Consider the following 22,497-nt stretch of genomic DNA (forward strand, 5'->3'; position numbering starts at 1 on the left):
TAGTTTTTTGATAATGTATTAAACTTTAATATACATTCAACGTAACCCCACAGATTTAGAATGAAAAATTAGGAATAAAAGCGGTTTGAAAGATGACCTTAGTTACGTTTGTTCAAAAATATTATTTCCACAAAAACTTATTTCATGGTATTCTTTTTAACCCTTCTTTTTCTGACAGAGGTTGTAGTTTTGCAGTAGAAATGTATGAAACAACAGCTTCTGGAGCTACTTTAGAGTATTCTCGCAATGCCCAGCCTATAGCTTTTTTTATAAAAAATTCTGTTGATGATTTGTGCTGATCACATAATGCAAACAAAAGATGAGCATCTGTCTTATTTTTATATCCTAACTGAAACAGGATAGCACTTCTATTTAACCACATGTTGTTTGATTCTGAATACTCCTTTATTATTGCAGGTATCTGATCTGGATACTGAAGCAAATAATTACCAAGGATATGCTTTGCTATAAAATCTACTGTGTCCCACCATGAATGGGTTGTAATGAGAAACTCTATAAAGTGAATATCGTCAATGATATATTTCTTTTTTAGAAAACGATCGGTTATTTCCATAGCACAATAATGAAGCTCACGTTGAGGTTTTTCGTAAAGTTCTTTCGCAATAGAAATTATAGAAGAATGGGATAAATCAGGTAAATATGTTGCATATGTTTCTTTTAGTAATGCTTTTCTTATAGGAGCTTTGACTCCATAATAAGAAAACAACTCTCTCATATACGCTTGCATTTTGCCAGCCTCATCTGGGTTAGCATTTTTTTTTAATAGAGTAACTAAAGAAGAAATGAAATCCATGTAAAATTGTTTTAAAAGCCAACTGCTGCATCATCACCTCGTTTATCGGCACCTCCTTCATAGCGACCATCAGGCAATACTAATATTCCGTCTACTTTACTACTTATTTTAGATTCTTTTTCACTAATAACGTACCCTTTTTGGCGTAGACTATCGAACAATTTTTGATGAAACAAATTAGGTTCAAAATAGATAGTATCTGGTAGCCATTGGTGATGAAAGCGAGGAGCATTAACAGCTTCTTGCATAGTCATGCCAAACTCTTCTACATTCAAAATGGTTTGCAAAACAGAAGTAATAATTGTAGAACCACCTGGAGTACCGACAGACATCCAGAATTTATTATTCTTTTCTACAATAGTTGGTGTCATAGAGCTTAACATTCTTTTTTCGGGAGCAATGGCATTAGCTTTGGCTCCAACCAATCCAAACATATTAGGGGTGCCGGGTTTTGCGCTAAAATCGTCCATCTCATTATTCATAAAAAAACCTAATTCGGGGACATATAATTTTGAACCATAAGCGCCATTAAGAGTTGTTGTTACCGAAATAGCATTCCCAAATTGATCTACAATAGAATAGTGTGTAGTTTCATCACTTTCGTATCCAGTGATCATACCGCAATTAATTTCAGAAGAAGGAGTCGCTTTATCAAAGTCAAAACTTTGCATTCTATCTTTAAGATAAGAATTGCTTAACAAAGAATCTACAGGAACTTCAACAAAATCGGGATCTCCCAAATAAAAACTTCGATCTGCATATGCTCGTCGCTCTGCTTCAGTAATAACCTGAATTGTTTTAAGGCTATTGTGTCCATAGGTATGTAAATCATATGGAGCAATCATTTTCATGATTTGCGCCAAACAAACTCCTCCGCTCGAGGGTGGTGACATAGAGGTAACGGTAAGATCTTTGTAGTCAAATGTAACCGGTTTACGCCATTTTGTTTCGTATTTCGAAAGATCTTCGAGTGTTATTATACCTCCTTTGGACTGGATAAAATTAACCAGTTTTTTACCAGATTCACCTATGTAAAACTCGTCTTTTCCATTGGTTATGATTCGTTCAAGTGTTTTTGCCAATGCAAGATTTTTTAGAGTGTCTCCAGCTTTGTAGCCACTTAGGATAGGAATGGTATCTTCATTCACCTTAAGTAATAAATCTTTGTATTTTAAGAATCTTTTTTCTTGTTTTTCAGTAATGACAAAACCTTTTTTAGAAAGTGAGGCTACTGGACTTAGAATATCTTTTATAGGAAGTGTTCCAAACTTTTTATGTACTTCGAAAATACCGGCAATAGTACCCGGTACCCCTATGGCCATGGCACCTAATTGGCTTTTTTCGGGAATAGCATCTCCATTTTCATCTAGGTACATGTCTTTTGAAGCAGCCAAAGGCGCCTTTTCACGATAGTCAAGAGCTCCTCTGGATCCATCTGCCATACGATAAACCATAAAGCCACCACCACCCAAGTTTCCTGCATATGGGTAGGTTACGGCAAGTGCCATTTCTGTAGCGATCATAGCATCAAAAGCATTACCTCCTTTTTTCATGATGTCTGCTCCAATTTTTGAAGCTTCTTTTCTTGCAGAAACAACCATTGCTTTCTCGGTAATTACCCCTAGAATTGGTTCACTACTCTTTTTGAGCTCAGATATTTTTTTGCAAGAAAAATTAAGAAAAAATAATGGTGCACAGATCAAATAGGATATAACTTTTAATTTCATAGTGTTCTCATTTCATTTTTAGTAAACAATTCAAGTTCTTCAAAAAAAGCTCTAAACTCTCTTTCAAAATCAGCGTAGTATTTTTCTAATTCTACCACTGCAAAGTTCATTTTAGATCTATTTTTGGTTCGATGATTCATTTGATATAAAATCCTACCAATACCAGGAATGGTAGCATAACTTAATAACCAGTTATCTCGTAACATAAATGGTAGGAAGTTCTGAATTGGCTTGGGTAAAAGAACATAATGCTCTTGTAACAACTCATAAAAATCAGCTACATATATTTCTAATGGGGTGTCAGAATACTCTACCCAATATGCTGCTAGGTAATGATCATAAAGAATATCGACAATGACAGAGCTGTAGTGTCCATATTTAGGAAATAATCTAGAGACACTTTCTTTTACAATAGGATGAGTGTCTGTATAAGAATCTATTTTGCGATGTAACCTAATTCCTTGTTGTATACGATTGGGAAATTGTGAAAAATTCTTTCCTTTTACAGAATCAGCAATAAAATTACCAATTTTAAGTTCTGGATCTTCTCCCGAAAGATAAATGTGTGCTAAAAAATTCATTAGTGAAAGTTACAATTTTTTGAATTGAACTCATCTTGACTTTTTGTTTTTAACCGAAAATGAGTTGAAATTTGACCAGACGAGGCACTTTTTGAAAATCATAGCAACGCTACGGTTAAGGAAAGTAACGAAATATGGTTGAATTTCAGCCATTTTTTAGGAAATAGAGAAAGCCAAGATGAGTTCATTACCTAAATTGTTTTTTTGTAAACTTTAAATGTAAAGTTGCGGTAGTCTGTCATACCTTGTACATTTGTGCTCAAATCAAACAAACAATACACAAAATAGCATGACATTAATAAAATCAATTTCAGGGATTAGAGGTACCATAGGAGGTAAGGTAGGAGATAATCTTACCCCAGTAGATGCTGTAAAATTTGCATCGGCTTATGGTAGCTGGTTAAAAAATGAATCAAGTAAAGAACACCCCACCGTAGTTGTAGGGCGAGATGCCAGAATTTCTGGATCCATGATTCAGCAACTTGTTATGAACAGTTTGGTTGGATTAGGAATTCATGTGATTGATTTAGGACTTTCTACAACACCAACCGTAGAAGTAGCAGTGCCGATAGAAAAAGCAGATGGAGGGATTATACTAACAGCAAGCCATAACCCAAAACAATGGAATGCACTAAAACTTCTGAATGGTAAAGGAGAGTTTTTGAATGCAGAAAACGGGAAAAAGATTCTTGAAATTGCAGAAAATGATGAGTATACATTTGCAGAAGTTGATGATTTAGGTGGTATCACAGTTAATGATACTTATATCGATAAGCATATAGATGAGGTACTTAATCTACCTTTGGTAAATGCTACTTTGGTAAAAGAAGCAGGGTTTAAGGTAGTGGTAGATGCAGTAAACTCTACAGGAGGAATTGCAATACCTGGATTACTTAAAAAAATGGGGGTAGAAACCGTAGAATTATATTGCGAACCTAATGGTCATTTTCCTCACAATCCAGAACCATTAAAAGAACATCTAACAGATTTATCAGAATTGGTAGTAAAGGAAAAAGCTGATTTAGGGATTGTGGTAGATCCAGACGTAGATCGTTTAGCCTTTATGAGTGAAAATGGAGAAATGTTTGGAGAAGAATATACTTTGGTGGCATGCGCAGATTTTGTATTGGGTAAAACTCCTGGAAATACAGTTTCTAATCTTTCTTCTAGTAGAGCACTTAGAGATGTTACTCAAAAACATAATGGGATCTACGAAGCCAGTGCAGTAGGAGAGGTTAACGTAGTAGAAACAATGAAAGCAAATAATGCTATTATTGGTGGTGAAGGAAATGGAGGTATTATTTATCCCGAATCTCACTACGGAAGAGATTCTTTGGTAGGTGTTGCTTTGTTTTTAACACATTTGGCAGAAAAAAAATGTAGTGTAAGCGACCTTAGAGATAGCTACCCGTCTTACTTTATGAGTAAAAATAAGATTCAGTTAACACCAGAATTAGATGTTGATGCTATATTGGATGGATTTCATAAAAAATATGACGCAGAAGAAGTATCTACGGTAGATGGTGTAAAAGTTGATTTTGAAGATTGTTGGGTACATTTACGCAAAAGTAATACAGAGCCCATCATAAGAATTTATACAGAAGCATTTAGCCAGGAAAAGGCAGATCAGTTAGCAGAATCTACTATTTCAACATTAAAGGAAATCGCAGGGATATAATAAGATGCCTTACAGCTATTAAAAGTTATGTGAAAATGAAAGATATTATTACAAAAGCACTATTAGATTATAATAGTGCTTTTTCAAAAGAAGAAATAGCATTTGGGCTTAAGTATTTTGAAGAAAAAGAGTTTAAGTCTAAAGACCTTATATCTAAAGCTGGTGAAATTTCTAATTATCTTTTTTTTGCAGAAAAATCGATCACTAGATGCTTTTATTTGGACTCTGAAGGAACCGAGCAAACTTTATGGATGAAACCAGAACAGACTTTTATTACAGAATATAAGAGTTTTGTAGCGCAGGATTCATCACAGTTTAGTTTACAGTTTTATGAAGATACCAAAGTTTGGTTTATTTCTAGAGAACGTTTGCTACAACTGTATAAAGAATCTCAAAACTGGGCATTGTTTGGTATCTATCTAACCGAAAAAGTACATATTAACCTTATTGATGTTTTTGTTAGTCTTTTGTCTAATGATGCTACCAGAAATTATCAATATATAGAATATATGTTTCCAAGATTTATACAAGTAGCACCGCTAAAAGACATTGCTTCTATGTTACAGGTATCCCAGGTCACTTTATCTAGAATAAGAGCTGGAAAGCAAAGCAAAAAATGATTTTTTAACAAATGTTAAATGAATTTGGTTAGATTTTTACTTTTTTAGATTTTTAAAATCTAAACGATGAAAAATTACTTAATATTTGTTTTACTTATGACCAATTTATCAATCAACGCTCAAAACGGAAAAGCTACTACAGAAAAGACAACCTTTAGCCGTACTACAATCATTACTCAAATCATTGACGCAGATCCTTTGGTGATATGGAATGTATTGACAAATAGTGCGGATTATCCTAAATGGAATTCTACTATCGTTTCTATTGAAGGAAAAATTCAACAAGGTGAAAAGATTAAATTAAAAAGTATTCTCGACCCTAAAAGAACTTTTAAATTAAAGATCAAAGAGATGATTACTAACCAAAAAATGGTTTGGGGAGATGCTATGGGAAAACGTACGTATACGCTGAAAGAATTAGACAGCGGCACTCTGTTTACAATGACTGAGAAAATAGGAGGGTTTATGTTTCCATTATTTGCCAGTAAAATACCACCGTTTGATGACGTGTTTGAACAGTTTGCTCAAGACCTGAAGAAGGAAGTAGAAAAAAACGCTAATTCAAAATAATACAGAGCTTAGAAATAATTTTTAAAAACAAAACCTATCCAATAGGGATAGGTTTTGTTTTTAGTATCATCAAAATAGTTATTCTACCGTAACTCCTTCTGGAATTTCTGCATTTCTATGCTTCCAGCGTTTATGAGTCCATAAGTAGAACTCTGGTTTCTCATGAATCTGAGCCTCTAACAAACGTAGATATTTTTTAGTAACATAATAAGGATCTTCTTCTTTGCTATTTTCTGTAATAGGAATAAATCGAACTTCATAATGTCCTCGTTTTACTTTTTCAACATGTAAGTATAAAACAATTACATCAAGACGCTGAGCTAGGAATTCACCTCCCATAAAAATAGGAACCTTAACACCCATAAAATCAGTCCAGTATTTTGTACTGTTTATTTTAGGGGTTTGATCAGATATCATACCATATCCGCAGATATTATTCTCTTGTTTATCTTTAATAATTTGACGTGCCACTTTACTACTGGCAATTAATCTGGACCCAAAGCGACCTCGAATGCGATGTGCTAAGCGATCAAAATACTTGTTTTCTATTTTTTTATAGATTCCAACACATGGGTTTAATGATACCAGGTCAATAGCATTGGACCATTCAAAACTTCCATAATGCCCCATCATAGTAATGATACTTTTGTTCTTTTTTTCATATTCATGAAATTCCTCCAGATTCACCACTTTGTATCTTTTTATTAGATCCTCTTTAGAAATAGAAAGGGACTTGATCATTTCTAAAAACATATCACACATATGTTTATAAAATGCTTTACGTATTTTGTTGATTTCTTCTATAGATTTTTCTGGAAAAACAAGTTGTAGGTTTTGAATAACGGTTTTTCTTCTATATCGTATAATATAGTATACCAAAACATACACGCAATCTGAAAGAAAATAAAATAATCGCCAAGGTAACTTTGATATTGCCCAAAGTATTGGGTACACCAATCTATAAATCACTAACTGCATAAAAGAAAAGATTAAAACCGACAAAGATAAACTTATTTATCAGATAGAAGAGGCAATATAGATTAATCGATTACCGCATCTTGTGGTGGAATAGCATTTCTATGTTTCCATCGTTTATGTGTCCATAGATAATATTGCGGTTTGTTGTGGATTTGTTTTTCAAGCAAACGCAGGTACTTTTTTATAATTGAGTAATCATCACAATTTGCAGCATCTTCGGTAATTGTTATAAAAGTGGCTTCATAATGTCCTCGTTTTACTTTTTCAACCTGAAGGTAATAAACATTCAGATCTAGTCGTTTTGATAACACTTCACCTCCCATAAATGCAGGCACTTTTACGCCCATAAAATCGGTCCAATAACTGGCTTTTTGTAACGAAGGGGTTTGATCAGAAATTAATCCGTACATATATAACCCTTGCTTGGTTTGATCTTCTGTAATCACTTTCATAGCATCTCTGTTTGCTACTAAACGAGAACCAAATCGAGCTCTTATTTTATGAACCAATTGATCAAAATACTGATTCTTAATTTTTTTGTAGACGCCTACAGCTTGAAAACCAGTAAGAATATCTACGGTAGTAGACCATTCATAACTGGCATAATGCGCCATTAATACAATAATGTTTTTTCCTTCGGTTTCTAACTCATGTAATTTTTCAATATTCGTTACTTTAAAACGTTGTTTCATCTCTTCATCAGAAATTGAGATGGATTTGATCATTTCTAAAAACATATCGCACATATGTTTATAAAAAGCAAACCTAATCTTTCTGATTTCTTTCATTGACTTATCTGGAAAAACCAATTGAAGATTTTGAGTTACTGTTTTTTTACGATACCCTAGGATATAGTATACAAGAACAAATATACTGGTAGAAAAAGCATAAAATAATGGCCAGGGTAGCTTAGAGATTATCCATAAAATTGGATAGACCAACCGATATATTAATAACTGCATCTATCATGATTTTTGAAGTCTGTAAATATACTAATAATCGTTTTTTTTGTAAACTTTTTGTTATTAAGATGATAAAAATAGTTTAGATTTTCTGAGGCGAAAATATATGGTATATTTGAGCAAAATTATAGATGTATGGGCAAACTTGATATGGTGGTCATAGTCCTTATAGGCGCAAATATTTTAGTGTCCTTAAAGGGGTTTAGTGATTTTTCGTTTTTCGAAAAATACAAATTCAATATAGGAGGTATACGACGTGGTGAACAAATAAGAATGTTGTCATCTGGTTTTCTGCATGTAGACATGATGCATTTGTTTTTTAATATGTTTACTCTGTATTTTTTTGCTCCTGTAGTGGTGAGTTATTTAGAGAGTGTTAAGTTTTTGGTAGTTTATTTTGTTAGTTTACTAGTAGGGAATCTATTTTCTCTGGTGTTTCATAAAGATGAATACCATTATAGTGCTGTTGGAGCAAGTGGAGCCGTTTCTGGGATTATTTATTCTGGTATTTTGTTTAGACCAGATATGAAATTATATTTAATGTTGATCCCCATTCCGATACCAGCTTATGTTTTTGGTATTGGTTATTTGTTATACTCAATTTTTGGTATGAAAAATAGTATTGGTAACATAGGACATGATGCTCATTTTGGAGGAGCTGTTGGGGGATATGTTGTTACTTTGTTTTTAGCCCCATGGTTGTTTCAGGAAAATTTATTGATGATCATATTGCTAGCAATTCCTATTATCATACTTTTTGTTTTACAGCGATTAGGAAAAATATAATCAATAAAAAAACGACCCGTAATAGGGTCGTTTTTTTATTGTCGTATAATGATTCGTTTTATAAAGCTTTCTGCTCTAACAATTCTGATATTTTTTGTTCTAATGCAGGACCTCTAAGATTTTTTGCAATTACGTTTCCTTGTTCATCAAGAATAAAAGTTGCAGGAATAGATCGTACACCATATGCTTTGGCAATAGGTTCTTGCCAGAACTGTAGGTTAGATACATGGCTCCAGTTAAGATTATCATCGGCAATAGCCTTGGTCCAAGCTTCTTGTTTTCTGTCCAAAGAAACGCCTATAATGTTAAGACCTTTGTCATGATATTTGTTGTATACTTTTACAACATTTGGATTTTCCATTCGACAGGGTTTACACCAAGAAGCCCAAAAATCAATAATCGTAATTTTACCCATAGCTTCTTTTAAGGATAAAATTTTACCAGAAGGGGTTGGAGCAGAAAAATCTTCTGCCTCAACACCAACATCAATCTTTTTTTGTGAAGCTAGCGCTACTAGATTGTTTATGGTTAGATTTAAGTTTTTACCTAAACGCGTAGTTTTTAAAGTATCTTTGATTGCGTCAAATTTTTCTTTTGCTTCTTTGGCAGCTATTCCTCTTATATTTACAAGATCTGTAAGCGCCATAACAGATACAAGAGAACCGTTGTTATTGTTTACCAAATCAGCTCTAAATTGCTTTTCTTTCTCGATCAATGTTTTTCGATCGGTCTCTATTTTCTGAAGCTTATCTGTTTCGCCTAACTTAGCGGCAACTTGATATTGCTTATCCAATTCTATTTTTTGCTTACCAAATTCTTGTACGGTAGAAAGATATTTGAAAAACAATTGATTTTCTGGTCCACCTTCAACAACAGAAGAACGTAAACTATCCTTATAAATAGTCATGTTTATAGGATTGTTTTCTGCCAAATACAAAACATTACCAGAAATATCTTTAAAAGTTAGATAATTAAAATCATTACTTTCTGGAGAAGATAGTGCAATTTCTATTTTTTTATTTTGTACTGTAGCCGAATCAATGATTACAGGTCTGTTAGACTGACTAATAGCGTTTACATAAACGACAGTACCGTCATCAAAACCTACAGTGTCTGCAGAGATATGATACCCTTTTTTCTCTTTTTGGCAAGCTACGAGTAAAATAACTGTAACCATAAATGCAATTCTCTTCATAATGTTTTAATTTATTAGATGTAAAAATAAAGAATCCAACATATAAACTCCAAAAATTAACGTTGCATATAAAAATAAATGTTAATATCTGTTAGAGTTGTAATAATTAGAGGCGCTTTTAGACTAATTAATTTACCAATGTAAGGAATACAAAAACAATGTTTTTTTGATAATGTACAGTAGATATTTTATATTGTATAAAAATGGGTTTAATAAATTGTTAATGGTGGGATACTACCTAATTTGATTATCGTATTTTTGTATATCCTTTTTAATGTAGTAGTATGAATGTTTTGGATCAAGAGTTTCCATTAGATATATGGATCAGTTTTTCGAAGTTTTTTGAGCAGTATAGAACGTTTTTGGATAGCGATAATGAGTTGCTTAAAGAACGTGCTTCTATGATTTTAAAAATTGCAGAAGAATATCCCGAATTAGAAGAGGGTATAGCGACAGAAGAGAGAGTGCAGGAGTTATTACCACAAATTAATTTGGTATTAGAAGATTCTTTTCCAAAAGTGTTGGAATTGAATGAAATAAAGATTGCAACGATTCCATTTAATAGTACTGTATTAAAATCCTCACTTCGTTATAAAAATATCATAAAAACAGCTGGTGATGATTTTGAACCTCATATCAAGAACTTTGATGAGGACTATTATTTTATCATGGGATGTAGTATTATTTTAGGAATGTATTATAATTATAATATTGATTTTAGAAGACCTTTCTTCTACGATATTCCTGATGCAACAGGAACAATACGACATTATAAGATATTATACAATGCAGATTTTATAGATATTATCAAAACAGATCAAGCCAAGGATATTACCGATGCAGATGTGGCAGAGCTGGTAGATAATTTTGATAATGTCGAGCTTTGGAAAGAAAAATTCCCCCCTAATAGTTGGGTGTTTAAAGGGATCATCATAGCAAATATGTTTGATGTTACTACAGATGTTTCCCTATCTGATTTTAAAACCAGTTTGATTAAATATGATAAGGATAAAGTAGATTTTTCTGATGAATTTCAACAAATTTTCAGAGCTATTTTCAATCTAAAAGAGATTAAAATAGGTTTCTCCAGTTTTAATCAAGAGGATAAAGTTTTTGAACGTGTACCTTTTAAAAATATAGATAGCTACCTACTATACGATAGCAACTCTAATAGTTGTGAAGCTGCACTTTGCAGAGGAACTTATTACCATTTGTTCGAAAAATCAACCTATTTTGCCATTTCTGATGTAAAGAAATATGAAAAAATGGCCCCTAATGAGCAAATGTATAAGAATTTGGTGGCGCAAGGTGTTAATAGCGCAATTATTGCACCGATCATGAGTAATGGAGAGCTTTTAGGAGTTTTAGAGATCGTTTCTCCCAATGTTAGGGATCTAAATAGTATTAATGCTAATAAGCTAGAAGATGTAATGCCTTATTTAGTAGACTCGGTATTACGATCTAAAGAAAAGTCAGAAAGTGAAATAGAACTTATTATTCAGCAAGAATGTACTTCGATTCACTCTAGCGTACATTGGAAATTTAAGCAAGAAGCAAAAAGATATTTAAGAGCTATAGTAGATAAGACACCTGTTTCATTTAGAGAAATTGCTTTTGAAAACGTATATCCTTTATACGGTCAGATAGATATCAAAGGATCTTCTGATGCCCGTAACCTGGCAATTCAAAAAGATATGGCTCTACAACTTAAAGGAGTATCTAATATAATTAATCGTTTAATTACTTTAGAACCAATACCCTTTTATGAACAATTAAAGTTTAGAGCAGATACTTACATAAACTCTATTACACAAGAATTACAGGTAGATAGTGAACAAAATATTGTAAATTTTATAGAGCAGGAAATAACCACACTGTTTAAACATATTAGAGGTAAAGATCAAAAATTAGATACGCTGATCACGAAATATGAGAATGACCTGGACCCTGTTATAAACACCATATATAAACATAGAAAAGCATATGATGAGAGCGTTTTGCAGATCAATAAAAAGATGGCAACGTTGTTAGATCAAAAACAAGAAGAAGCTCAAAAAATTTACCCTCATTATTTTGAGCGTTTTAAGTCTGATGGAGTAGAGCATAATATGTATATTGGTGAGTCGATTACAAAACAAGATAGTTTTAATGAAGTGTATCTTTATAATTTAAGACTATGGCAATTACAGATGATGTGCGAGATGGAAAATGCTTATTATCAAATGAAAAAGGATCTTCCTATGGCATTGGATGTAGCTTCGATGGTGTTGGTTTTTAATTCTTCATTGTCAGTTAGGTTTAGAATGGATGAAAAAAGATTTGATGTAGATGGTACGTATAATGCTAGGTATGAAGTTGTAAAAAAACGTGTTGATAAATCAAAGATAAAAGGAACAGATCAGCGGGTTACCGAAAAAGGTAAATTGGTAATTATTTACTCGCAAAGATCAGATGAAAGAGAATATATAAAATACATTAACTTTTTACAGTCTAAGAACTATCTCGAGGATGAAATAGAAATAGTAGAATTAGAAAACTTACAAGGAGTCACAGGGTTAAAAGCACTGCGAATCAATATTCTTTACAATAAAAATGAAAAAGATAAAGAATATTATACCTATGAAGATTTAATGAAAGAACTAAATTAATAAAATCTAGATTATCTCAATTTTATTTATTGTAAAGTATTGAATGCAATAACGAAAGAAATAACGGTTACAATCACACCTATCATAAATACCGTGTAGGTAATTCTTAATGTTTTATATTTTTTATGTAACACTTTACCTAAAAAATATAGGTCTTTAATCATAGTATCATATATATATTCTTTGTCTTCCATCAGTTCATGCATTGCAGATTTGTAATCATTTAATGGCATTTTATGAAAGTTACCAAAGAATAATAGGTTCACTTTTTTTTCTTTAATCTCTTTGAGGGTAAACTCACCTTCGGTGATATTAGGTCTTGTCGCTATTACAGAAAGAATAATAGAAATCACAGAAAATGTAACAAAGATTAACGTGGGGTAAATAAGATATTGATTAGAAGGGTTATCTAGTTTGGGGATCAGATTAGACAAAGCTAATGACATGATAATTGCATTTACAGATAATAGTATATTGGCTTTGGTGTCTGCAATATCACTTAGTTTTAAATGGTTTCTTAAAGAAACTCTAAATAATGTCTGTATTCCTTTTTCTGGACTTTCTTCTTTTACTAATTTTTTTAATTTTTCCTTTTTCTTTCCCTTTTTTAGAGTGGCCTGTTTTTCTAATAATTTCGAAAGATTTTTTTCTTTATTAGGTTTCCAGTTTTCAATAGCATATGCAGTATAATATCGATGTTTATTTTGAAACATATCAATATTAGCCTTGAGCCAGTCTGATGCACTTAGATCTTTACCATGATTAAGCATAAACTCACACCTTAATAACTCACTGGTCTCTTTATAATAATCTTTTGCCAAATGTGAAGCATCTGCGTCACGTATAACTTCTTCCATTGTATTAACAGGCTGATGCTCCATTTTGGTAGCCATAATTAGAGAAACGATACTATCAATACTGTTTTGCGAGATGTCCTGCTTTTCTAAAAAACCTTTAGCGATATCGACACTTCTTTCTTCATGATTTAGAGAACTTACAGAATATCCAGTATCGTGTAAAAGAGCCGTTAACAACAGAATCTCTTTATCTTCTTCGGATAAACCCATACTATCAATGATTTCTTTTGTACTTTTAAACACTCTTTTTGTATGATCATAATTATGATATATACAAGATTTAGGAAGTTCGTTTTCAAAAAGATCTAAAACAAATCGATCTGTTTTTTCTAGTAAAGAAGACATACTTATAATTTTTCGATAACAAAGTAATTAAAAAAAAGAGATTATACTTCACATAATGAATAAATATAACAAGATTCTAACGATTTATATTACACTATTACTTGCTTCATGCGCAACATATTCTCCCAGGTATAAAGTCGAAAATTATGATAAAACATTACCAAACACACCCATAGAGAAAACATTCTATCTAGTTGGAGATGCAGGAAATGCTACTATGAATAAAAGTACAGAAGGCTTATCGCTTTTAGAAAAAGTATTGGATACTGCAAAAACAAAAGGAGATTATTTGCTTTTTTTGGGAGATAATATTTACCAAAAAGGAATGCCTAAAAAAGAAGCGGCAGATAGAGCATTATCAGAACATAGAATTGATGCACAAATACAGGCAGCCAAAAAGTTCGAAGGAGAAATGATTTTTATTCCAGGGAATCACGATTGGTATGATAATGGTCTGGAAGGACTAGCCAGGCAAGAAAAATATGTGCAAAAGAAAACTAAAAACAAAAAGGCATTTTTGCCTGCCAAAGGGTGCCCTATACAAAGTATTGAAGTAAGTGATGAAGTACATTTACTTATTCTGGATACTCAGTGGTATTTGGCCAATTGGGATAAACATCCTACTATAAATGATGATTGTGAAATTAAAACTAGAGAAAAATTCTTTGGAGAATTAGAAGGAGAGTTAAAAAAACATAGCAAAAAGACTATTCTTATTGCAATGCATCATCCTATGCATACGAATGGGCCGCATGGAGGAGGGTATAGTTTTGACAAACATATTTTTCCGTCAAAAAAGAAGATTCCTTTACCTGTTTTAGGTTCACTAGCCACTTTAATTCGTTCACAAGGAGGAGTATCTGTACAAGATGCTTCAAATTTACATTATACCCAGTTAATGAAAAGGATTGCTACCATGACACGAGGTTTGGATAGGGTAGTTTTTGCTTCAGGACATGAACATTCGTTACAATATATCGATGACAACGGCCTTAAGCAAATAGTATCTGGGTCAGGCTCGAAAGTGACTGCTGCCAGATTAGGCAAAGATGGTTTATTCTCTTATCCGGGACAAGGGTTTGCAATTGTAGATGTATATAAAAATGGCGCATCGAATGTTCGTTTTTATGCAGGCGAAAACGGAACTCCTAAATTGGTGTATCAAACACAAATTCATAAAAAGAGAGAAGTGTTTGATTACAGTTCGTATAAGAATTCTTTTAAAAATGAAATGTCAGCTTCAATTTATGATAAGAATGAAGTGAAGAAATCAAAACTATTTCAATCCTTTTGGGGGGACCATTATCGAGAAGTGTATGGTAAGGGTATTGTTTTTCCAGTAGCAACATTAGATACTTTGATGGGAGGATTTACCATAGAAAGACAAGGAGGAGGACAGGTTACAAGATCCTTAAGGCTTGTCAATAAAGAAACGGGTAAACGCTATAGCCTTAGAGCAATGAGAAAAAGTGTTACTCAATTCTTGCAAAAGGGTGTTTTTAAATATACGTACCTCGAAGATAGTTTTGATAATACTTTTACCGAAGATCTGTTATTAGATTTTTATACCTCTGGTTATCCATATGCGTTTTTGACTGTGGGTACGTTGGCAGATGCTATAGGCGTATACCATGCCAATCCAAAAGTTTATTTCATACCTAAGCACCCTGCTCTTGGTACCTACAACGAAAGTTTTGGAGATGAACTATACTTTCTGGAAGAAAGACCTGGAAAAGAACATAATGATCAAATATCTTTTGGTAAACCTGATGATATTGAAGGGACCGAAGACTTTTTACGAAAACTACGAAAAGATGAAGAATATCAGATAGATCAAAAACATTATATCAGGACGCGTCTTTTTGATATGATTTTGGGTGATTGGGATAGGCATTCAGACCAATGGAGGTGGGCTCGTTTTGATACAGAAAACGGTAAGACATATAGACCGATTCCTAAAGACAGAGATCAAGTGTTTTGTAATTACGACGGCTTGATTATAGATGCTATAAAATTTGTAGTTCCTTTAATGAGAAAATTTCAAGTTTATGATGGCGAAATAAAAAAACCGAGATGGATGAATCAGTCCGGACTTCCTTTGGATAGAATTTTGACTCAGAATTCAGAGAAAAATATTTGGCTAACAGAGGCAAAATATATCAAAGAGAACTTATCAGATACTGCCATAAAAAATGCATTTTCAGAATTACCCAAAGAACTTCGGGATGAAACCAGTACAAGAATAATGAACGCACTTATTTCCAGAAGAAATCAGGTAGAAGACATTGCTGGCAATTATTATGATTACCTTTCAAAACATGGTATTATAAAAGGAACCGATAAGGATGATTATTTCGAAATACTTAGAGAGAACAATAAGACGATTATAAATGTATCCAGAATTAAAAAAGGAAAACCATTAGAGCCTTATAGCACAAGAACTTTTGATTCGAAAGAAACTAAAGAAATTTGGGTGTATGGCTTGGATGATGATGATCGATTTGTAGTAAAAGGAAATGGACAAAACCCTATTAGAATAAGAATAGTTGGAGGACAAAATAATGATATCTATGAAATCGAAAATGGTAAAAAAATCAAGGTATATGATCATAAATCAAAACCTAATACTATTCGTAAAAAGGGAGGTGCAAAGTTTATTTTTAGTGATATCTACTCTTATAACGTGTTTGATCACTATAAATATATAGATAGAACAAATACGATTACTCCTTTTATAGGGTTTAATCCAGATGACGGAATGAATATTAATGTTACCGATGTTTATACCGTAAAAGGGTTTAAAAATAATCCGTACCATAGCAGACACAAATTTGGAACCGCTTATTTTTTTGAAACAAACGGATATGAATTGACATACTCTGGAGAATTTGTTCATGCCCTCGGAAATTGGAATTTTCTTATTGATGGACGATATACTAGCGAGAATTATGCACAAAATTTCTTTGGATTTGGAAACAATACAATTAATCCAGATGAAGAACTTGATTTAGACTATAACAGAGTAAAAACCAGTATGTGGTCTGGTAGTATGGGAATCGCTAAGAAAGGGCGTTCGGGAAGTGAGTTTTTATTAAAAGCCGAGTATCAAGGAGTAGAAGTTCAAGATAGTGAAAATAGATTTATTACCTCTGGACTTGGTTTTGTAACAACGGATAATGATTTCTTTGATAGAAAATTCTTTACAAACCTTACTGTCCAATATGTTTTTGGGAGCTATGATAACCCTGTTAACCCAACAAGAGGAATGTTGTTTAAAATGGTTACAGGTGGTACTATGAATATAAACAATACCGATAGAGTTTTTGGGTATATTAAACCAAAGCTGGGGTTTTATAATTCGATAACAAGAAATAGAAAACTAGTGCTTAAAACAGAAGTAATGGCAGAAACTATCTTAGGTAACGATTTTGAGTTTTATCAAGGAGCGACCTTAGGAGGAAGTAAAGGATTAAGAGCGTTTAGAGAAGAAAGGTTTACAGGAAATAGTGCATTAGCATTTAGCGGAGATCTTCGATATAGTTTTAATAAATTTAAAACAGGAATAATGCCTTTGCAATTAGGAGTTTTTGGTGGATATGATATTGGTCGTGTGTGGTATGATGATAATGATATAGATGTATGGCATGATGATTTTGGAGGAGGACTGTGGTTAAATGCAGTAGATACACTCGGAGGGCAATTAGGAGTGTTTTCTGGCGATGAAGGGATACGATTTACTTTTGGTTTTGGAATGAGTTTTTAGAATAATCACTGTATTCATTATAACTTCTGTTGAGGTAATGCAATGGATATAGATTTTGATGTAATTAATTTATAAATAAGGGTTTATGATTATAATCATAAACCCTTTAGTTTAATAGTAATTAATTAGTAACCAAATAAAATTTTGCTAGAAAAAATCTATTGTAGTTCTGGGGGTAGCAACTTCTGATATTTCATAGATAACCTTGGCTTGATTTTCTGTTTTATTCAAATCTTTTGTGCTTACTTCAGAATTTACAACGTTTTTCGAATGTATATTACTTTCAGGAAATACTTGAAGTTTAGATTCCTGGATAATTTTTTTTTGATTAGGTTTTTTAAGAGGAGCTTCGATTCTGGAAATGTTTTCGTTTGTTTGTTTTTTTAAGAATGTATTATCTTTTTGACAATATAGAGTTCCTGATAATATTATAAAAACAAACATTAAATAGGTAGGGGCGGCCTTCATGTAATTTTTTTTTGGGGTTTATAATTCTTTTAATCAGCTAGTGCTAAATTAAGGATTATTGATATAATAAATAACCGTTCGTCGACAGTTGTTGTCTTTTGAAAGTTTATAAATTGTTAATAAGTAGGTTTTTTATTACAATTTACCTATTCAAGCATAGTAGTTTTAAAGGATTGATCGATAAAAGGTTAAATTATAGGTTTAAGTGTGTTGTTGTTAATAACTTTTTTGAATATTTTTAACACAATGCCGTTACTGTAGCTTGTACTCATATAGATATGATTTTGTGTGTGTTCTTCGTTCATCAACAATGAGTAGTGTGCTATCGTTTTTGAAACAAATACCTTCTTTTTGAGAAGAGTGCTTTAAGTCTATTACTGTAATAGTACCATCAAAAAAAGGATCTTTATTAAAATCACTTAACAACCATATTTTACTATGAGCTAAAAGAGCAATTTTATCTTTAGTTTGATTAATAGTTGCACCTGTTATAAAATCGGTAGCATCATGATTAATTTTAAAACTACCGATAAATTGGGCAGCATGATTACCAGAAGTACTAGGTACCTTATATAGATTGGTAAGTATATCATCGTTTTTTATCCTGTTTTTTGTAAACAAGTATAAATACCCTTTTAGATGTATCATTGCTTCTACATCAAAACGTAATCGTTTTTTCTTTGGAGGAAATTTTTTCTGATCTTCGAAGTAGAAAGTTATCTTCGAGACGTTTAATTCTGAATCGAATAAACCAGAAATTTTATAGATGGCTAAATCTTTTCGTACGTTCTTATTGTTTCCAAAATCACCAACATACAAATTATTATGAGCATCATAAGTTATATCTTCCCAATCTATGTTTTTAGAATTTGGAATACGTTTTTTATCTAAAATATTCCCTTTTTGATCTAAAATAAAAATTTCATTCTTATTGCCAGAATCATTAATTCCGTATAACAAACTATCAGATAATATGGTAATTCCAGATAGTTCACCCAGTGGTTTTGCGAGTTTATTAATAACCTTTAAATTATCATTACCAAATTTCTTACAGCTTATTATTATCAGTAAAAAAAGGATATAGTAAGTAATGCGCGATATCTTATTTTCTTTGATTCCAAGCATTGTGCATCCAACTTGTTTTTTCTAATTCTTCTAAATAACTTCCTATGATATCCAAAGTCACTTTATCATTAACATCACTTGCTTTCTGAGTCATTACATTTAATTCCTTTAATAATGTTTCATTGTCTTCAAGTAAAGTCGAAATCAACTCATGAATAATTGAAACTATTTTATCATCCGTCAAATCAGTTTCCTTTTTTTTAAAATTTAAGATTGACCAATTGCTAGTTTCGTTATTTGCAGATGTTCCATTTATGGTTAATATACTTTCTGCAATTTCGTCCATTTTTTGTTTGGCAGCTTCATAAAGCACTTCAAATTTCACATGAGATTCAAAATAATACGGACCAGAGATACTCCAATGGAATGTACGTAATTTTTGATAATACAAATGATAATCGAGTATTACCGTATTTAGCGTTTCAATTATTTCAGGATTAGGTTTTGTAATGGCTTTCATTATAGTTTTTGTTTATTGCATTTTTGTTTTTAATTCAAATGTACTATAGTTTTCTTATGAACAATTAAAATTACAATAGTTAGTTATGATAGAACTATTATGCTAATCGATTCAAAACGCTTTCTATTATAAATGAAAAATACTCGACCCCATGTGGCACATATTTTTTTAGAATATATGGGGTCTTTGAGATGCATTTGTAGTTTTTTGATGTCAATGAACTTAATTTCACAGACCTCTTCTTCTTGAAGAGATATATCCTCTAAGTTAATATTAGATCGTACAAGAAAGATGTGTTGAAACTCATTGTCAAATAAATAAGCAACAGGTATTTTTTGAGACAGCCAAAGACCAATATGTTCTAGATTAGCAATTTCAATAGCTATTCCTATTTCTTCTTTAATTTCTCTAATCGCAGCATTTACAACAGATTCTTCGGTCCCTATATGTCCCGCGACAGAAACATCCCATAAACCTGGGTAGGTGTCTTTATCAAAAGCTCTTTTTTGCAATAATAACTCTCCGGATGATTTAAAAAACCATATGTGTACACTTGCATGATATAGGCCCAAACGATGTGCTTCAGATTTTAATTGCACCACTCCGGTTGGTTTTCCGTGTTTATCTAATATATCAATGTATTCATCTGTCATCTTGTATTACAAAGTCTTATAAAAAGTGAAATTAATTAAAAAGAAGATTCAATCACAAAATAATAAATATTGATTAACTTCATTGGCTTAAATTGAAAGTATAAAGTTCAATACTTTAATTGACTAAAAAAATAATGTATGTCTTCAAATAATGCTAACGCTAGGGCGTATTGGAAGGAGAATGTGAAATATTTACTTATTCTTCTCTCTGTTTGGTTTATTGTTTCTTATGGAGCAGGAATTTTATTTAAAGAAGCGCTCAATGAAATTAAGGTGGGAGGATTTAGACTAGGGTTTTGGTTTGCACAACAAGGAGCTATCTATGTTTTTGTGATTTTGATATTTATCTATGTCAGATTAATGAATAAACTAGATAAAAAATATGGATATGATAAAGATGATAGCAACTTAAACGATAAATCGAATTAAGATGACAGTACAAGTTTGGACATACATTTTGGTAGGGATTACATTTGCTTTATATATAGGAATAGCGATCTGGTCAAGAGCAGGATCAACAAAAGATTTTTATGTTGCAGGAGGAGGGGTGTCTCCATTAGCTAATGGAATGGCGACTGCGGCAGATTGGATGAGTGCCGCTTCATTTATATCCATGGCAGGAATTATTGCTTTTGCAGGGTATGATGGTGCTGTTTATCTTATGGGGTGGACCGGCGGTTATGTATTACTAGCTCTTCTTTTGGCTCCTTATCTAAGAAAATTTGGAAAATTTACAGTTCCAGATTTTATAGGAGATCGGTATTATTCGAAAACAGCAAGATCGGTAGCCGTTTTTTGTGCACTTCTAGTATCTTTTACTTATGTTGCAGGGCAAATGAGAGGTGTAGGAATAGTGTTTTCTAGATTTCTCGAGGTCGAAATTAATACGGGTGTAGTCATAGGTATGGTCATTGTTCTTTTTTATGCGGTATTAGGAGGAATGAAAGGAATAACCTATACGCAAGTAGCACAATATTGTGTGTTGATTTTTGCATTTATGGTACCCGCGATTTTTATTTCAATACAAATGACAGGTAATCCAATTCCTCAATTAGGTTTTGGTGATACCGTAGCAGATGGATCAGGAACCTACCTTTTGGATAAATTAGATGGTTTAAGTACCGATTTAGGATTTTCTGCATATACAGATGGTTCCAAATCGGTGTTAGATGTGTTTGCAATTACATTGGCATTAATGGTGGGCACGGCAGGATTACCCCATGTTATTGTTCGGTTTTTTACTGTAAAAAGAGTAAAAGATGCTCGCAAATCTGCGGGATATGCCTTATTACTAATAGCCATACTTTATACAACCGCTCCGGCGGTGGCCGTGTTTGCAAAAACAAATTTGATAGAGTCAGTACAACACAAAAAATATCAGGAACTACCTACTTGGTTTAAGAATTGGGAAGATACCGGGTTACTAGGATGGATAGATAAAAATAAAGATGGTAAAGTGCAATATGCCAATGGGCATGCAGTAGAAGGAAATAAAAATAAACCTATATTCGATCCGGATCAACGTGGACAACATGGAGAGCGAAGGATTACCAATGTTAACGTAGCAACCAAAAATGAGTTGTTTGTAGATAGAGACATTATGGTATTAGCCAATCCAGAAATAGCGAATCTTCCTAATTGGGTAATTGCTTTGGTTGCAGCAGGTGGATTGGCAGCAGCACTGTCAACTGCTGCAGGTTTGTTATTAGTAATATCTTCTTCGGTATCTCATGATTTGATTAAAAAAATGATTAAGCCAGATATTTCAGAAAGAGGAGAATTAATTGCAGCAAGATTATCTGCAGTTGCTGCCGTTTGTGTAGCAGGGTATTTTGGGATTAACCCTCCTGGTTTTGTAGCTGCTGTAGTGGCATTGGCATTTGGTTTAGCAGCTGCCTCCTTTTTTCCTGCAATTGTACTGGGGATTTTTTACAAGAGAATGAACAAAGAAGGAGCTATTGCCGGAATGCTAGTAGGTATCGTTTGTATGCTATTATATATGGTAAAATATAAACTCGGGTGGTTTGATGAGGTGCTTCCATCTCCTGATGAATGGTGGTTTGGGATTTCTCCAGAAGGTTTTGGAGCGGTTGCAATGCTCATTAATTTTATCGTGTCCCTAGTAATCTGCTATTTTACTTCACCTCCGCCAAGAGATGTACAAGATATAGTAGAACAAATTAGAATACCAAATAATGCAGGAGCATCTTCGACACATTAAATGAATAAAAATCTACAAATACAATAACGTAGATACGAATATCAAT

At 32.6% G+C, this 22,497-nt stretch carries 19 protein-coding genes; 8 read left to right on the plus strand and 11 right to left on the minus strand.

The genetic code is table 11. The features are described from left to right. Positions 1-142 precede the first annotated feature (142 nt). Genes ABW636_RS14245 through ABW636_RS14255 form a run of 3 tightly spaced genes read right to left on the minus strand, consistent with a single transcriptional unit; the run spans position 143 to position 3,122 of the window. Positions 143-814: a DNA alkylation repair protein gene (locus ABW636_RS14245; RefSeq protein WP_367590734.1), complete on the minus strand. Its 672-nt coding sequence runs from the start codon at positions 812-814 to the stop codon at positions 143-145. A gap of 11 nt (positions 815-825) precedes the next feature. After that, entirely contained in the window at positions 826-2,541 is a 1,716-nt protein-coding gene (gene ggt / locus ABW636_RS14250; RefSeq protein WP_367590735.1) for a gamma-glutamyltransferase, read from the minus strand. Further along, the gene (locus ABW636_RS14255; protein ID WP_367590736.1) at positions 2,538-3,122 is read right to left on the minus strand and encodes an acyl carrier protein phosphodiesterase; all 585 of its coding nucleotides are present in this window, start codon (positions 3,120-3,122) and stop codon (positions 2,538-2,540) included. Before ABW636_RS14255 ends, ggt begins: the two co-directional genes overlap by 4 nt. A 289-nt stretch (positions 3,123-3,411) precedes the next feature. Here ABW636_RS14255 and glmM point away from each other — a divergent pair, with 289 nt between their 5' ends. The 3 genes from glmM (at position 3,412) to ABW636_RS14270 (ending at position 5,990) form a co-directional block, all read left to right on the plus strand. After that, entirely contained in the window at positions 3,412-4,800 is a 1,389-nt protein-coding gene (gene glmM, locus ABW636_RS14260) for a phosphoglucosamine mutase (protein WP_367590737.1), read from the plus strand. 35 nt (positions 4,801-4,835) lie between these two features. Next, positions 4,836-5,420 (plus strand): Crp/Fnr family transcriptional regulator, encoded by a 585-nt coding sequence (locus tag ABW636_RS14265; RefSeq protein WP_367590738.1) that lies wholly within the window; start codon positions 4,836-4,838, stop codon positions 5,418-5,420. 96 nt (positions 5,421-5,516) lie between these two features. After that, positions 5,517-5,990, plus strand: a complete 474-nt coding sequence (locus ABW636_RS14270) for an SRPBCC domain-containing protein (protein WP_367590739.1) — start codon at positions 5,517-5,519, stop codon at positions 5,988-5,990. A 78-nt stretch (positions 5,991-6,068) separates the two neighbouring features. Here the strand turns inward: ABW636_RS14270 and ABW636_RS14275 are convergent, their stop codons facing one another. Beyond that, positions 6,069-6,968, minus strand: coding sequence for a lysophospholipid acyltransferase family protein (locus ABW636_RS14275; RefSeq protein WP_367590740.1), 900 nt, complete (start codon positions 6,966-6,968; stop codon positions 6,069-6,071). 62 nt (positions 6,969-7,030) lie between these two features. Continuing rightward, positions 7,031-7,930, minus strand: coding sequence for a lysophospholipid acyltransferase family protein (locus tag ABW636_RS14280; protein WP_367590741.1), 900 nt, complete (start codon positions 7,928-7,930; stop codon positions 7,031-7,033). Positions 7,931-8,065: 135 nt separating this feature from the next. Between ABW636_RS14280 and ABW636_RS14285 the strand changes: the two genes are divergently transcribed. Further along, positions 8,066-8,716 carry a rhomboid family intramembrane serine protease gene (locus ABW636_RS14285; protein ID WP_367590742.1) on the plus strand — a complete coding sequence of 217 codons (651 nt, stop codon included), beginning with the start codon at positions 8,066-8,068 and terminating at the stop codon, positions 8,714-8,716. A 58-nt stretch (positions 8,717-8,774) separates the two neighbouring features. On the opposite strand, the gene ABW636_RS14290 is transcribed toward ABW636_RS14285, so the two are convergent. Beyond that, positions 8,775-9,911, minus strand: coding sequence for a redoxin domain-containing protein (locus ABW636_RS14290; RefSeq protein WP_367590743.1), 1,137 nt, complete (start codon positions 9,909-9,911; stop codon positions 8,775-8,777). Positions 9,912-10,195: 284 nt separating this feature from the next. Between ABW636_RS14290 and ABW636_RS14295 the strand changes: the two genes are divergently transcribed. After that, positions 10,196-12,559 carry a GAF domain-containing protein gene (locus ABW636_RS14295; protein WP_367590744.1) on the plus strand — a complete coding sequence of 788 codons (2,364 nt, stop codon included), beginning with the start codon at positions 10,196-10,198 and terminating at the stop codon, positions 12,557-12,559. 26 nt (positions 12,560-12,585) lie between these two features. Here the strand turns inward: ABW636_RS14295 and ABW636_RS14300 are convergent, their stop codons facing one another. Then, complete coding sequence (locus ABW636_RS14300; RefSeq protein ID WP_367590745.1) at positions 12,586-13,761, minus strand: Pycsar system effector family protein; 1,176 nt, start codon at positions 13,759-13,761, stop codon at positions 12,586-12,588. A 55-nt stretch (positions 13,762-13,816) separates the two neighbouring features. Between ABW636_RS14300 and ABW636_RS14305 the strand changes: the two genes are divergently transcribed. After that, positions 13,817-17,524, plus strand: a complete 3,708-nt coding sequence (locus tag ABW636_RS14305; RefSeq protein WP_367590746.1) for a metallophosphoesterase — start codon at positions 13,817-13,819, stop codon at positions 17,522-17,524. A gap of 147 nt (positions 17,525-17,671) precedes the next feature. Here ABW636_RS14305 and ABW636_RS14310 read toward each other — a convergent pair whose 3' ends face one another. The 4 genes from ABW636_RS14310 to ABW636_RS14325 form a co-directional block, all read right to left on the minus strand. After that, entirely contained in the window at positions 17,672-17,992 is a 321-nt protein-coding gene (locus ABW636_RS14310) for a hypothetical protein (protein ID WP_367590747.1), read from the minus strand. Positions 17,993-18,244: 252 nt separating this feature from the next. After that, on the minus strand, positions 18,245-19,117 hold the full coding sequence (locus tag ABW636_RS14315) for a hypothetical protein (RefSeq protein WP_367590748.1): 873 nt from the start codon (positions 19,115-19,117) through the stop codon (positions 18,245-18,247). Beyond that, on the minus strand, positions 19,095-19,577 hold the full coding sequence (locus tag ABW636_RS14320) for a Dps family protein (RefSeq protein ID WP_367590749.1): 483 nt from the start codon (positions 19,575-19,577) through the stop codon (positions 19,095-19,097). The genes ABW636_RS14315 and ABW636_RS14320 overlap by 23 nt, the downstream gene beginning before the upstream one ends. A gap of 83 nt (positions 19,578-19,660) precedes the next feature. After that, the gene (locus tag ABW636_RS14325; RefSeq protein WP_367590750.1) at positions 19,661-20,230 is read right to left on the minus strand and encodes an NUDIX hydrolase; all 570 of its coding nucleotides are present in this window, start codon (positions 20,228-20,230) and stop codon (positions 19,661-19,663) included. A gap of 138 nt (positions 20,231-20,368) precedes the next feature. Between ABW636_RS14325 and ABW636_RS14330 the strand changes: the two genes are divergently transcribed. Continuing rightward, positions 20,369-20,659 (plus strand): DUF4212 domain-containing protein, encoded by a 291-nt coding sequence (locus ABW636_RS14330; RefSeq protein ID WP_367590751.1) that lies wholly within the window; start codon positions 20,369-20,371, stop codon positions 20,657-20,659. Between the two features lies 1 nt (position 20,660). Then, positions 20,661-22,451, plus strand: coding sequence for a sodium:solute symporter family protein (locus ABW636_RS14335; RefSeq protein WP_367590752.1), 1,791 nt, complete (start codon positions 20,661-20,663; stop codon positions 22,449-22,451). Positions 22,452-22,497: the final 46 nt, after the last annotated feature.

Source organism: Aquimarina discodermiae, from assembly GCF_040786235.1.
Lineage (GTDB): Bacteria > Bacteroidota > Bacteroidia > Flavobacteriales > Flavobacteriaceae > Aquimarina.